This window comes from Thioflexithrix psekupsensis, from assembly GCF_002149925.1.
Classification (GTDB): domain Bacteria; phylum Pseudomonadota; class Gammaproteobacteria; order Beggiatoales; family Beggiatoaceae; genus Thioflexithrix; species Thioflexithrix psekupsensis.
Genome location: NZ_MSLT01000012.1, coordinates 18,813 through 33,518 on the forward strand (window position 1 = coordinate 18,813; position 14,706 = coordinate 33,518).

A 14,706-nucleotide genomic window follows, 5' to 3' on the forward strand; every position below is an offset into this window, starting at 1 on the left:
ATGAAGTGATTAAAAACAGGCTGACGTGCAAAGAGAATTTTACACTGTGTTAGCACACGATTTTATCAATCATCATCACCTTTTGTTGATTAAGACACCAATTCAAAATCAATTTTACGTTCATCCACATCCACCCGCATAACGCGCACTTTAAGCCGATCCGATAGACGGTAAATTGTCCCCGACCGCTCGCCATACAAACAATGTCTTGCAGGATCAAAGTGATAGTAATCATTGCGCAACGCAGTGACATGTAACAGACCTTCGATAAATATCCCATCCAACTGCACAAACAAACCAAACGATGTCACGCTATACACCATGCCTTCGTAGATTTGCCCCACTTTATCGCGCATAAAATCACATTTTAACCAATCTATCGCATCACGAGTGGCCTCATCAGCCCGACGCTCAGTCATAGAACAATGTTCACCCAAAGATTCTAATTCATGTTGTGCATAATTAAATTTTTCAGGCGTTTTTTCTCTTAAACAATGTTTAATGGCACGATGAACCAATAAGTCAGGATAACGTCTAATAGGCGAGGTAAAATGAGTATAAGCAGGATAAGCTAAACCAAAATGACCTAAATTAATAGGACTGTAAAAAGCCATGCGTAAACTGCGTAATAACACCGTTTGAATCAATTGTTTATCAGGACGATCTTGGATGCGTTCCACCAATTTCGCATAATGCAACGCGGTGGGCGCATCTTTTCCCGCTAAACGCAAGGCCAAACCCCCTAAAAATTGGCGTAAATCGGTTAATTTCTCCGCATTTGGCCCTTCGTGATTGCGGAATAATAACGGCATTTCCCGTTCCACTAAAAAATCCGCCGTGGCCACATTGGCCGCTAACATCATTTCTTCAATTAAACGGTGGGCATCATTGCGCGTAACGGCAACAATTTCTTGTATCTTTTGTTGCTCATCAAAAATGATCCGCGTTTCTGTGGTTTCAAATTCAATGGCTCCGCGACGTTGACGGCGTTTTAATAACAGGCGAAATAATTGATGTAAATGATCAATATGCGGCAATAATTCAGGATAAGGAAATTGATCCGTTTCTCCCGCCAAAACTTTCGCCACTTGGGTATAAGTGAGGCGTGCCGATGAACAAATGACGGCTTCAAAAAATTGCGTTTTGCGCACATTGCCGTAACAATCAATCTGCATGTCGCACACTAAAGCCAGTCGATCCACGTGTGGATTCAGTGAACACAACTCATTAGACAAAATTTCAGGCAACATCGGAATCACGCGATTGGGAAAATAAACCGAATTTCCCCGTTTTTTTGCGTGTTCATCTAAGGCCGTGCCGGGCTTCACATACGCCGACACATCGGCAATTGCTACCCGAAGTCGCCAGCCTTTGCCTCGCGGCTCGCAATAAACCGCATCGTCAAAATCTCTGGAATCCTCGCCATCAATCGTAACAAACGGCAAATGACGCATATTTTCCCGCTGACACGGCCGACCTTCTACAAAGCGATCAGGAATCGTATCAGAAATGTCTAACGATAATTTGGGTAATTCTTGCAAGACCTCTTCTGGCCATTCGTGAGGTAATTCGTGACTGCGAATCGCAATATCAATTTCCATACCGGGCGCACGATGTTCGCCGACCACTTGGACAATTTCACCAAAAGGGGGACGATTTTTAGTCGGTTGTTGGGTCAAACGCACCACCACAATTTGCCCCGATTCCACATGGCGACAACTTTCGGTGGCCACCACAATATCTTGATGTAAACGTCGATTATTCGGTTCAACGAAGCAAACGCCGCCTTTATTAAAAAAACGCCCGATGACATCGGAATTGTGTCGTTCCAACACATCGACTAATACGGCCTCGCGTCGTCCGCGCCGATCCAAGCCCGCCGGACTCACCAACACCCGATCACCATGTAATAAACTACGCATTTGCGCTTCGGGTAAATACAAATCATCGCTGCCATCATCTGGCACTAAAAAGCCAAATCCTTCAGGATGCGCAATAATTCGGCCGCGTACTAAGTCCATTTTCTCCGCTAAACCATAGCCGCCGCGTCTATTGCGTATCACTTGCCCTTCTCGTTCCATCGCCCGTAAACGTCGCCGCAGGGCTTCTAACTGTTCTTCGCCATGCAGCTTGAGGTCGTCGGCGATCATCGGCAAAGTCATTGGCACGCCAACGTGTGCCAGACGCATCATGATAAATTCGCGGCTGGGAATGGGTTTTTCGTATTTTTCCTGCTCCCGACTGAGAAACGGATCAACATCGGGAAGCACAGGCGCGTTACGTTTAGGACGCGAACGGGCAGGGCTTGGGGAGTCAGCCTTAGGGGATGATTTTTCTTTCTTTCTACGTGTAACCATTGACAATCCATTTTTCGTAATGTACCATGCTCGCTCAACATTTTGTTGCCGAGGTGGCGGAATTGGTAGACGCGCTAGCTTCAGGTGTTAGTGGGGGAAACCCCGTGAAGGTTCAAGTCCTTTTCTCGGCACCATTTGTTTGTATCTGCATGATTTTAGGCTATTTTTTTTGACGTTTCTCCGTCGTTTCTTCTCTTTACATCCTCTCTTTGGCGCGTAATGTGCCTATTCTAACATGAATTCTCCCGTTTAGCTGACTTCTTCTATCCAAGCGGCTTGGATGGCTTCCAGAATTTTCTCATTGGAACGCTGCGGGTCGTCGCTAAATTCGCGCAATTGACAAATCCACTGGTGCATGTCAGGAAAATTAACGTATTGTGGATCAACCTCCGGGTGGTGTTCCGCCAATTCAACAGCAATATCTTGTACATCTGTCCACTTTAAACCTGCGTTTGTATTCATAAAATTCTCCTGTCGCTTCAAAAAAACAATCACAATCGTAAAAAGCACAATGTGGCGGCCGCTACGAGACTTCGCAAGGCAACAATTCACTTGAACATTGAAATTTAACGTGTTGATTAAAATCTATACAAAGCTGTGCGATAATAGTCCGTTAATGGATTTTAATACTTTCAATCTTTTGTCATCTGTCATCATGAGGATTTTGCGTGAGCCAAGCCCGCCGTCAACGAAAATTAAATACCGCTACGCAAAAACTGATCGGCCACGGATTGCGCGAAATTGTGCTGATCTTTTTTTGTTTCATGGGATTATACCTATTTGTCAGCTTATTGACCTATTATCCTTTAGACCCCGGTTGGTCGCACAGCGGACAAGTCGAAGAAGTCCGTAATAAAGGCGGAGTGGCTGGTGCCTTATTCGCTGATATTTTCTTTTATTTATTTGGTTTTTTTGCTTATTTATTTCCCATTATGGTGGGTTATATGGGGTGGATGATTTATAAAGGTCGTCACCATGATATTTTAGCCGAGCCGAAAAATTTAGTGGTGCCGGGTATTGGTTTTATTTTAACCTTGAGTGCGGGCTGTGGATTAGCGATTGTGCATTTTGCTTCGGAAGCGGTGTTATTACCAAGCCATGCGGGGGGCATTTTAGGCATGGTGGTGGGGAAAAGTTTGCAGGGTGTTTTTAGTCAATTGGGGGCGACGTTATTATTATTGGCATTATTTTTTACAGGGGTGACATTATTAACGGGTTTATCGTGGTTAAAATTAATGGATACTTTAGGTTTTCATACCTTGCGTTTTATGCCCGTGTTAGAAAAATATGTGTTGCATCAATTTGTGCCGTGGTTATTACATCAATTAAAACAAATGGGCTTAATGATTCGCCGGGTTACTGTTTTAATTTATACTCGCGTGTCGCAGTTTCTCGTTGAGAAATGGGCGGCGTTTCAAGAGCGTCGTCAGAATCGTTGGGAGTATGACGATGGGGAAGAGGACGAGCGCGATCTGTCTGATCATCAGGAAAAACAGCCGCAAGAGGCTAAAACTCCCGAAAACCCAGAAAAAAAATCAGTTTCCGGAGCCACACGAGTGGCAAAAAAAAATGAATTGATGGAAACTGAAGCCGATGATCTACCCGCCAGCCGTCCCATTTTAACTAAAAATATCAATATGTTAGAGGATGGCGCATCTTTAAAGCCCGTCGGTGAAGTGTCAAATTCTCCGCTGATCGCTTCGGTTTCTGTGAAAAAAGCCCTGTTGGCAGACCCGCATGGTTTGACTTTACCTGCGCATGTCCCTGCGGTGCAAGACAGTGTGTTGATTGAGTGGTTAAAATCGGCATTTTCTACTTTGGGGCATTCTATCCAAGTGCGTGCGACCCATCCGGGACCTGTATTGGTGGGATTTGAAATTGAATTTGACTCAACATTTAATAGTGCGGAATTAAATGCGTTTATTCCTGATTTAGCCACGGCTTTGTCGGTGAATCGGGTAAAAATGATAGAAACTGCGCCCAATCATTTCGCCTTAGAATTACCCAATCCGAATCGTCAAATTATCCCATTGGCGCAATTGTTTAATAGTGCATTATGGCAGCAGGCTTCTGTGGCCACATTAGTGGTTGGACAGAATTCAGTGGGAGAAACGGTGTTATTAGAATTAAACCGTGTTCCTCATTTGATCATTGCGGGTGTGGATGCAGAAGAATGCCATACTTTCTTAGACACTTTATTAGTCAGTTTATTGGTGAAAAATACACCAGAATATTTGCGTTTTGTTCTATTCAGTGGTGAGAAACAGTATTTAAGCCATTATCATGATATTCCCCATTTATTAGTGCCGTTAATTGAAGATGTGGCGACATTATTACCGATTTTACAATGGTGTGTTAAAGAAATGGAGCGGCGTTATCGTTTAATGGCTAAACATCATGTGCGCAATATTGAACGTTATAATGAAGTGTGGTTGCACAACCAAACTGAAGTGCCAAATGAGCAGGGAGATAGTGTAAAAGAACAGGATGATTTTTTACCTTATTTGGTCATTGTGATTCCTGAAATTTCTGAATTAACCTTGTCCCCAATGAATCAGTCGATTGAAGAGCCAATCAGCCAATTGACCCAAAAAGCCAGAGCCGCAGGTTTGCATTTAATTCTGGCCACACAATTTCCTTCAATTAATGTCATTACAGGCTTATTAAAAGCGAATATTCCCACGCGAATTGCGTTAAAAGTGGAGAGTAAAACAGAATCACGCCACATTCTGGGACAGTTAGGCGCGGAATGTTTGTTGGGACAAGGGGATATGTTGTATTTAAGTCCGGGGACAGGGATGCCAGTGCGCTTGCATGGGGCTTATGTCAGCCGTCAAGAAACGGAACAATTGCTGACTGATCTGCGAAAACGTGCAGGCGATCCCCATTATTTTTCTATTCCATCAGCCGAATAATTGTCAAAATGACCGCTATTTTATCTAAAACCCAAGTCCATTATTTATCTGTCAGCGCGGAACAAGCCGGACAACGCATTGATAATTTTTTACAAAATCAATTAAAAAACATTCCCAAAAGTCATATTTATCGCATTTTGCGCACGGGTGAAGTTCGGGTCAATAAAGGACGAATTAAACCCACTTATCGCGTGCAAATGGGTGATGAAATTCGAGTGCCTCCTTTGCAAATGACGGAAACGGAAACGCCCAGCGTGCCTCATGCGGGCATTTTGGCGCAATTGTCCGCGGCCATTTTGCATGAAGATAAGCAGTTATTGGTCGTGAATAAACCCGCGGGCATGGCTGTACACGGCGGCAGTGGGGTGCAATACGGTGTCATTGAAGGTTTGCGGGCATTGTATCCTGATGCACCTTATTTGGAATTGGTGCATCGTTTGGACAGAGATACGTCAGGTTGTTTAATGATTGCGCGTCGATCCAGTATGTTACGACGTTTACATGAACAATTGCGCACGGGACAATTACATAAAAAATATGTTGCTTTAGCCGCAGGACGGTGGCCAAATCGCTGCCATACGGTTGATGCGCCCTTGAAAAAAAATACGTTACAGTCGGGAGAACGTATGGTTCGTGTGACAGAAGACGGCAAACCCGCGGTGAGTCAATTTAAAGTCTTGCGCCATTTTCCCGAACACAACGCCACGTGGATACAAGTAGAACCTTTGACCGGACGCACGCATCAAATTCGTGTCCATGCCGCTCACGCCGGACATCCTTTAGCGGGCGATGAAAAGTATGGGATTGATGATTTTAATCAGAAAATGCGTCAATTGGGCTTAAAACGCCTGTTTTTACACGCGCAATCGCTGACCATCGATCTGCCTGATAGCGAGTACCATTTGGAAATTAACGCGCCTTTACCGCCAGAATTACAGCAATTCTTAGATAAGTTGCAGTAGGGTTAGATAACGTTAAAACTAAACATTCTAAATTGTTAAATTTTTTCTTGGTAAAGGCTGTCGGTTGACCGTTTGCGTGAGTTAAGATCATACTTTGGTAATTCGATAAGTTTTTGTTTAATTACTTACAAATAATTTTGTTTTTTTACCCACCCATTGTTTTTCAGGAGACCCTTTATGACCACGAATAACACACCACCAAACGCGCTTGAAAACGACCTGCCCGAAGATGGCGAACTCACTTTGGAAGAATTAGAGCAGATTATTGGCGGTCAAGCTGACCCCTCACTTAATTTAACGGTTGAAAACAAATTTATTGGAGACGTGCCGGTGGTACAAGCTGCAACTGACACTGCTTATAGCAGTTTTCTCGGCGCAATTGGCTCTTCTGGTAATGAAGCAACACGCCCGCATCTCCATGTCCTCAATCTGACCACGCATTTTCCCTAATATTGTATTGTTTTTTGGTTCAAACTCCGCTCATGGCAACTCTAGTTATTGCAACACAAGGAACGTTAGGCGACCATTTACCCTATTTTGCCTTGGGTCGTTTGCTCCAAACGCGGGGGCATCAAGTGCGTATGGCCGTCAATCCTGCCATGCTCACCTTAGCGGCTGAGTCGGGGTTAACTGCTGTGCCGTGTGGAATTTTAATGGGGGAAACGGAAGCACGACGCGGAGCGACAGATTGGGATGAGCTTCAATATTCAATAGCAGAACAGATTCCACAATGGCAGGCATTTTGTAGGCGCGAAATTCCGCTTGCTTTTGCGCAATTGTGTGAAATCTGCGCGGATGCAGATGTACTGATTTGCGCTTACCAACGCCATACTTTAGCGGCTTTGACCGCGGCGCGGACAGGGATAGCTTGGTTGACCACTTCGCTCATGCCTGCCTTGCATTGTGCGCCACCGTCGCCTGAGCGTGCGGCATTGGGAGAGGCACTGACGCACACTTTAGCAGAAATCATCACTGAATTAGGTGTTACACCGAATTGGGAGCAACCCGCACAACGCAGGCAAGCCATTCTTGCTGCCAGTCCTCATTTTTCCCAAGTCAGTGCGGTACATGCGTTTTATACGCAAACAGGCTTTTGGTTTTACGATGACTTGCATCAGAAAACACAAGATCATGCCGATTTGTACGCTTTTTTACAGCGTTATCCTGAACCGTTGGTGTTGTCGTTTAGCAGTTTACCGTTGCAACATCCTGCCGAAGTGCTGGCCTTGCATGTTCGTGCGGCGGCGCAATTGGGACGGGGTTTAATTGTGCAACGCGGTTGGGCGAATTTTCACGCGGATTTATTGCCTGATGATTGCGATAATAACGCGGTATTTTTTAGCGATTTTTTGCCGCATCCGTGGTTATTTTCCCGTGCGGCGGCCGTGATTCATCACGGCGGTATTGGTACAATTGCCAACGCGATACGCCAAAGTTGTCCCATGTTGGTAGAACCTTATGGCAACGATCAATTTTTTAATGCGCGCCAAGTCGTCGCACATGGCATCGGTGCTGCCGCTCATCCGCATAAAATAACCGTTAATGGCTTAATTCGATTATTAGAACAAAAAGTGCTTACGCCGCATTGCCGCGCTCAGGTACAAGATTTAGCAGTTAAAATTAATGCTGAAAACGGTTTACAAATGGCTTGTGAACGGATTGAAAGCTGGTTTTGCTAATTTTTTCTACTCACAATAAAGGCTCGCCACATGGCAACTCTTGTGATTTCTAGCACTGGCACGCTGGGTGATCATTTACCCTATGTTGCCTTAGGCGAGCGTTTGCAGCAACGTGGGCATCAAGTACGAATGGCGTTGCGGCCGTCTATGCTCGGTTATGCCAGTGAATTGGGTTTGGCAACGTATGCGTGTGGCACAGAACTCACGGAAGAAACCGCTCGCTCTCGTGCGTTAGATTGGGATGAATGGCAAGCTCCCTCTGTTCCTATCGCGCAACAAGTTGCCATCATGCAGCAGCGAATTTTGAATGAAATGCCTGTGATTTTGAACGAGTTAGAAGTGGCGTGTGCGGGTGCGGATTTGCTGATTTGTGGTTTTCAACGGCATTTATTTGGGACATTGTTGGCGCAAAAAATCAAGTTGCCATGGATTGCGGCTTCAGTCACGCCCAAATTCCAATGTCTTGAACCCAATGCACAAGAAGTTAGCAATACTCAAGTATTGCGTGACTGGTTCATGCCTGCGTTAAATACAATGTGTGAACAAAACGGGATTGTGCCACCGATGAATGGGTTAGATGCCGAGAAAAATCCGCGGTCATTGTTGGGTGCCAGTGCTTATTTTGCGCCGACTGCGCCCAGTTATGCGCATTATCAGGCGTGTGGTTTTTGGTTTTATGCGTCTCCTGCTTGGCAACGGTGGCAGCCCGATGAAGCATTGCGTCGTTTTATGGAAGCGGGCGATCCTCCGTTGTATCTCAGTTTTAGCAGTATTCCTGTGGTGAATCCGCGCCAGGTTTTAGCCCTGCATGTGCGGGCTGCGGCGCAATTGGGACTGCGTTTGGTGGTACAACGGGGATGTGCCAATTTTCACGCGGATTTTTTGCCAGATGACTGTGATCCAAAGCAGGTGCAGTTTGTTGATTTTTTACCCCAAGATTGGTTATTGCCGCGCACGGCCGCCATTATTCATCATGGCGGGGTTGGCACGTTGGCGCGGGCGTTGCGGCATGATTGTCCGATGTTAATTGAGCCGCTTGGGAATGATCAGTTTTTTAATGCCACCCGAATTTTAAAATTACAAGTCGGTGCTGCCGCCCATCCCCATCAGATCACTGCCGACAGTTTGGCGCGAATTTTAGAGCGCAAAGTGTTAAACGAACAAACTCGACAACATGCCCGTATTTTAGGGGAAAAAATCCGCGCTGAAGAGGGCGCAACAGTGGCGTGTGAATGGATTGAGTCTTGGTTGTAAGTTTATTTTTACCCCCGCTATTTTTCCAAAGGATACCTATGAAAAACACCACCTCTCTGTTAAAAAAACGGTCTTTATCCGTTGCGTTGGCCTTGTCGATTGCCAGCACGCCACTGTGGGCTAATGACCCATCCACTCCTGAACAAGATGTTGATTTTATAATGAAAACATTTAACGACGCATTAGGTAAACCCAATGCCCGTGATGGTTTAATTCTGACGAATCAGCATATTTATTACAATGGCGATCCCATTTACATTGATATTGATTTGCCAGCCAGTTTGCCGCCTTTTTTTGAGGGCAAAGCCGAATTGCAATTGCTGTTACACATGCAAACGGGTGATGTGGCTGACAGCGTTGTGACGGCTTTTCCTGTGCCGTCAAAGGGACGTGTGTTTGAAGATACGGTGGACATAACGGTGTTGCCGCCGGGGGTTTATCAATTTAGTTTGGTGTTGGTTAAGCCTAGTGGCGATGCCACCAAAGTTTCTGACTGGTTTGGGGGTCATGGTGCTTTGTTGGGCGGTGTTCGTTTGAAAATCAGTGCGAATAAGGACATTGTGGACAGTGAAGACATTGACGGTGATGGTCTGCTTGAAGGGGATGCCAATGCAGATGGTTACGTGGATATGCTGATGGATGATAATGAAACGTGTAATAACAGCGTTCTCAAGGGAATTTATGCTTATACCGTCAGTGGGTTGACAAAGCACGGTGCGTATTTGAAAGACTATGTGGAAGTGGGTTTTGATGTGTTTGATGGTCAGGGGAATATGGACAGTTTCTCTGTGAATAATATTGACCGCGCCACTTACCGCAATTATGCCACTTATCAAGTGGATGAAGATTGTCAAGGTACGGTGACTTATCCTAATGGGGGGTCATTTTCGATGTTTGTGCCAGTTTCTGGGGATGAGTTTTATTACTTGTCTGTGGGGGAAACGCCGCTGCAATCTTTCGGTGGACGGGAATATCGTCTGACAAAAATGCCTGATGCGGGGTGTTCTGTAGCCACTTTAAATGGCGTTTATTCTTATGCGGGTAAGGGGATTAAACGCGGTGTAATGTGGATTGAGACGGGTTTTGAGTATTTTGATGGTCAGGGTAATGTGTCTCTGATGTACGTTAATAATATTACTAAAAAAACTGAATATGCCCATGGCGTTTATTCTGTCAATCCTGATTGTTTGGGAGTCACCACTTATCCGGATGTTGAAGCCAAAACAACCGAACGTTATGTGATGTTTGCTTCGCCTACGGGCAATGAGTTTTCATGGATGCAAGTGGATGGTTTGCAAATGTTAGGCTTTTTCAATGGCAAAAATCTGCGAACTTCTCGTTCTCCGGTGGGTTTTCCCGGTTTGATGGCGTTTATGGAGGGCGGAGTGCTTGATCCCCAAGTCGTTGAGGGCATGGCGTGTAACATACCTGATCCAACTAAACTGCCTGAAGGGACTGAAATTCAATGTGGTCACGGTTACGAAGTGGTCAATGCCCGCTGTGAATTAACGTCAACTGAGCAGCAAGCTGATGGGCCTTTGGTGGGGGGCCGGGGGCGATTTGTCCTGCGGGGGTGATGTTGGTGCCGGGAAGTTAAGTTGTTACAACAAGACACTATCGACAAGCTCCCCATCTAGTGAAGACACCTTTATCTCTGCTGTGCCGACTGAGCCTATCTTTCCGCCCTGAAGGACGGAAAGATATAGCAAGATGATGTGATTTATAAAACCTTTATTTTGTCTGAATCAGAATTTACAGACACAAGAATTTTCAAAATTGACTCTTGCAAGTCTTTTATTTTCAATAGGTTTTTTATTCTTTAATTCTGAAAATCCTAAAATTCTGTAAATTCTGATTCTGACAGAAAGATTTTATGAATGACTTAATTTTGGTATAGGTGCTATTGAATAAAAATTCAGTAGTCCTAGTCAAGTAGTGAAATGAGTAATTTAAATTTTTTACCCTACCCCCAATTTTCTAAATTGTGCCATTGGTTCGTTTTGTTGGAAAATTATCTTTGTGGTGTAGGGATTTTGAAAAAGGTAAAATTTAAGACTATTGTGTGTTTGATAAAATAGGAATGTTTTGGTACTGCACTCATGAAATATAATTATGAAGACCTCAGCCCAGATCAGTTTGAAAATCTGATATACCAAAATTAAGTCATTCATAAAATTTTTTCTGTCAGAATCAGAATTTACAGAATTTCATGATTTTCAGAATTAAAGAATAAAAAATCTGTTTAAAATAAGCGACTTGCAAGAATAAATTTTGAAAATTCTTGTGTCTGTAAATTCTGATTCTGACAAAATAAGAATTCTACGAACCCTATCTTTTTGGTATAGTATTTTTATGCCAACAGTTGCTTGGAATATCTGTGCAAGGCTTTTCTAAAGGAAAAGATGGTGGGCGAGATGCTAAATTCGTAGGTACAGCGGAAATTTTCCCTAGTAAATCCGCTCCTTGGCAGGGAACAGTTATCATACAAGCCAAACATACCAACGGACATAACAGAAATTTTTTGGAATCTGATTTTTTTAGTGTTGAAAGCAAAAGCAACATCATTGCAAAAGAAATTCCCAAAATTAAAAATCTAAAGGACAATAAACAACTAGATCACTATATGTTATTTTCTAATAGGAAATTAAGTGCTATTGCGGAGAGCGAAATTCGCACACATATCTCTACAAAGTGCGGGATTCCAGAGGAGTCTATTTATCTTTGCGGTGTAGAGCAATTAGAGAGTTATTTGAAAACTTTTCCAGATGTCCCTAAACGCGCAAATCTTGATCCAATAAACTCACCACTAATTGTTAGTCCTGATGATTTAGCCGAAATTGTTGAAGCGTTAGCAAGAAATACAAATATAGTTCGAGAATATATTGAACACCCTCCGACACCACGTATTTCTTATGAGGAGAAAAATAGGCTCAATAATATGAGTGATGAATATGCTACAGCTCTACGAAAAAAGTATTTAAAGGAAACAGAGCAGATTAGAAATTTTTTGTCTGCACCAGAAAATATTGAATATACTCAGAAATATGAAACCGTTATTGACGAGTTTAATTTTAAAATCATTGCTAAACGCAGAGATTACCAACTTTTTGATGACGTGATGAATTATCTTACTGATTTGCTTTTTAACCGCGATCCTGTCTTAAAAAAGAACCAAAAATTAACTAGAACCGTGCTTTTTTATATGTATTGGAACTGCGATATTGGAGAAAAGAGCGATGCTGAGACCGACTAAACATTCACATCCTGATAAAACAGTGATTTATGTTTCATTTTTATTGTTAGAATATCTTAAAAAACAACGAGTAGAAAATTATTCTGCTCTGCTAAATTATGCAAAAGAATCAGTTAATGGTGGAGATGTTTTATTTTTACCTGCATTAAATTTTCTTTTCATTATGGGCTTAATTGACTATCGCCCTAAAACCGACGCAGTGGAATATATAGGAAAAAATGAAACTCTCTAAATTGTATGCCAATAAGCCTGATATTTTTGAACCCGTTAATTTTATTGCGGGTCTAAATGTTGTCATGGCTGAAATTCGGCTACCAGAGAATAAAAATAAGGATACCCATAATCTAGGAAAAACAACACTGGGTAGATTACTGGATTTCTGTCTTTTATCTGGTCGAGATAAGGGGTTTTTTTTATTCAAGCATTCTGATATTTTTAAGGAATTCATTTTTTTTCTTGAAATTGAATTATTAGATGGTTCTTTTATAACCATACAACGAAGCGTCAAAGAAGCTACAAAGATTAGTTTTAAAAAATCATCCGAAGGTCAGCAAGATTTTTCTTTACTTTCAGATTCACAATGGGATCATTTTAATGTGCCATTTGATCGGGCAAAAAACCTATTAGATGGTCTGCTTGATTTAGATGCACTAAAACCTTGGAATTTTCGTCAAAGTTTGGGTTATTTTTTACGATTACAAAACGATTACCAAGATGTCTTTAAATTGGCTAAGTTTGTCAAACATGTTGATTGGAAACCTCAGTTAGCCAATATATTGGGTTTTAACGGGGTTGTGATTAAACAACACTATGAAAAAGAGCAGGCATTTGAAGATAAGAAAAAAGAAGCTAAAATCATAAGTAAAGAGCTTGATGGCTCAATTTCAGATATTAGTAAAATTACAGGCACTCTCCAGTTAAAAAAAGAGGAGGTTGAAAAAAAACAATCCTTGCTGGATGCTTTTGATTTTCGTATGGATGACCAAGATAAAACAATACAATTGGTTAATGAAATCGATGAAGACATTGCTTTGCTTAATATGCAGAGATACTCGCTCAATCAAAACAAAAAGAAAATTTTCTCCTCTTTAAAGGAGGTACAAATATTATTTAACCCAGATGCTGCTTCAAAATTATTTGAAGAAGCAGGTGTTTTTTTCAAGGACAAATTAAGAAAGACTTTCAACAATTGATTGCTTTTAATAAAGCGATTACTGATGAAAGACGTGCGTATCTCTTGGAAGAAAAGGACGAAATAGAAACCGAATTAAAGCGTATTAATGATGAACTAGATCGTTTAGGTAAACAGCGTTCGGATATTTTATCTTTTTTGAGCGATACAAATGTCTTTGATAAATACAAACAAGTTACCGATGAGTTAGTTACCTTAAAAGCGGATATAACCTCACTTGAACGACAACTCGATTTTTTACATCGCCTACAAGAATTACGCTCTGAAATTAGGTTATTGAGTGAAGAGAAAGGGCATTTACAATCTAAGATAGAACAAGATGTAGAGCAACAGAATTCAGATTCAACCAGTCTTTTTTCCTTAATTAGAAGATTCTTTAGTGAAATCGTTGAGGAAGTTATTGATAGAAAAGCATTGCTGACTGTTTCGCCAAACAAAGAGGGACATCTTGAGTTTAAAGCTGAAATTCTTGATGATTCAGGCAATTCTACCAGTGCGGACAAGGGGCATACTTACAAGAAGTTACTTTGTATGGCGTTTGATTTAGCTATTATTAGAGCGCATCATGATAAAAAATTTCCACGCTTTGTTTATCATGATGGTGTGTTTGAAACTTTAGATAATCGTAAAAAAGAAAACTTGCTCAATGTAATTAGACGATATACTGATTTTGGAATTCAGCATATCATTACATTAATTGATTCTGATCTTCCCATACGGAATAATAAGGATTGTCCCGTATTTGATGGAGATGAAATAATTTTGTTATTGCATGATGAAAATCAACAGGGCAGGATTTTTAAAATGAGAGAATGGTAACTCACGTTACACACCCAATTCCCGCATGGCGAGATAACGAGATAAATTCACCACAAAATTTTGTTGTTAAAACTAACGGGATAATAACCTGTTCTCTTCCCCCTCCTATACCAAAATTAAGCCATTTATAAAATTTTTCTGTCAGAATCAGAATTTACAGAATTTTAGAATTTTCAGAATTAAAGAATAAAAAACCGATTGAAAATAAACGACTTGCAAGAGTCAATTTTGAAAATTCTTGTGTCTGTAAATTCTGATTCTGACAACATTCAGAA

12 protein-coding genes and 1 tRNA gene are annotated in these 14,706 nt (G+C 42.0%); 11 read left to right on the forward strand and 2 right to left on the reverse strand.

Translation table 11 applies throughout. From position 1 onward, the window contains the following. Window positions 1-89 precede the first annotated feature (89 nt). Window positions 90-2,357, reverse strand: a complete 2,268-nt coding sequence (gene rnr, locus TPSD3_RS05220; RefSeq protein ID WP_086487532.1) for a ribonuclease R — start codon at window positions 2,355-2,357, stop codon at window positions 90-92. Window positions 2,358-2,404: 47 nt separating this feature from the next. Here rnr and TPSD3_RS05225 point away from each other — a divergent pair. Further along, window positions 2,405-2,491 (forward strand) — tRNA-Leu (locus tag TPSD3_RS05225). A 115-nt stretch (window positions 2,492-2,606) separates the two neighbouring features. Here the strand turns inward: TPSD3_RS05225 and iscX are convergent. Next, complete coding sequence (gene iscX / locus TPSD3_RS05230; protein WP_086487533.1) at window positions 2,607-2,819, reverse strand: Fe-S cluster assembly protein IscX; 213 nt, start codon at window positions 2,817-2,819, stop codon at window positions 2,607-2,609. Window positions 2,820-3,025: 206 nt separating this feature from the next. Between iscX and TPSD3_RS05235 the strand changes: the two genes are divergently transcribed. The 10 genes from TPSD3_RS05235 to TPSD3_RS17895 all read left to right on the forward strand — a co-directional run bounded on the left by TPSD3_RS05235 (window position 3,026) and on the right by TPSD3_RS17895 (window position 14,431). Then, window positions 3,026-5,272: a DNA translocase FtsK gene (locus TPSD3_RS05235; RefSeq protein WP_086487534.1), complete on the forward strand. Its 2,247-nt coding sequence runs from the start codon at window positions 3,026-3,028 to the stop codon at window positions 5,270-5,272. 8 nt (window positions 5,273-5,280) lie between these two features. Continuing rightward, window positions 5,281-6,234, forward strand: coding sequence for a 23S rRNA pseudouridine(955/2504/2580) synthase RluC (rluC, locus tag TPSD3_RS05240; RefSeq protein WP_086487535.1), 954 nt, complete (start codon window positions 5,281-5,283; stop codon window positions 6,232-6,234). 177 nt (window positions 6,235-6,411) lie between these two features. Continuing rightward, a complete protein-coding gene (locus TPSD3_RS05245; protein WP_086487536.1) occupies window positions 6,412-6,684 on the forward strand; it encodes a hypothetical protein in 273 nt (90 codons plus the stop codon). Between the two features lie 32 nt (window positions 6,685-6,716). Next, complete coding sequence (locus TPSD3_RS05250) at window positions 6,717-7,913, forward strand: glycosyltransferase (RefSeq protein ID WP_140048487.1); 1,197 nt, start codon at window positions 6,717-6,719, stop codon at window positions 7,911-7,913. Window positions 7,914-7,943: 30 nt separating this feature from the next. After that, the gene (locus TPSD3_RS05255) at window positions 7,944-9,167 is read left to right on the forward strand and encodes a glycosyltransferase (RefSeq protein WP_086487538.1); all 1,224 of its coding nucleotides are present in this window, start codon (window positions 7,944-7,946) and stop codon (window positions 9,165-9,167) included. 38 nt (window positions 9,168-9,205) lie between these two features. After that, entirely contained in the window at window positions 9,206-10,744 is a 1,539-nt protein-coding gene (locus tag TPSD3_RS05260) for a hypothetical protein (protein ID WP_086487539.1), read from the forward strand. Window positions 10,745-11,544: 800 nt separating this feature from the next. Further along, complete coding sequence (locus tag TPSD3_RS05270; protein ID WP_245391527.1) at window positions 11,545-12,420, forward strand: ABC-three component system protein; 876 nt, start codon at window positions 11,545-11,547, stop codon at window positions 12,418-12,420. Next, entirely contained in the window at window positions 12,404-12,652 is a 249-nt protein-coding gene (locus TPSD3_RS05275) for an ABC-three component system middle component 8 (RefSeq protein WP_086487542.1), read from the forward strand. Before TPSD3_RS05270 ends, TPSD3_RS05275 begins: the two co-directional genes overlap by 17 nt. Next, complete coding sequence (locus TPSD3_RS17890; RefSeq protein WP_245391528.1) at window positions 12,639-13,613, forward strand: hypothetical protein; 975 nt, start codon at window positions 12,639-12,641, stop codon at window positions 13,611-13,613. The genes TPSD3_RS05275 and TPSD3_RS17890 overlap by 14 nt, the downstream gene beginning before the upstream one ends. Further along, the gene (locus TPSD3_RS17895; protein WP_245391529.1) at window positions 13,610-14,431 is read left to right on the forward strand and encodes a DUF2326 domain-containing protein; all 822 of its coding nucleotides are present in this window, start codon (window positions 13,610-13,612) and stop codon (window positions 14,429-14,431) included. The genes TPSD3_RS17890 and TPSD3_RS17895 overlap by 4 nt, the downstream gene beginning before the upstream one ends. Window positions 14,432-14,706 lie beyond the last annotated feature (275 nt).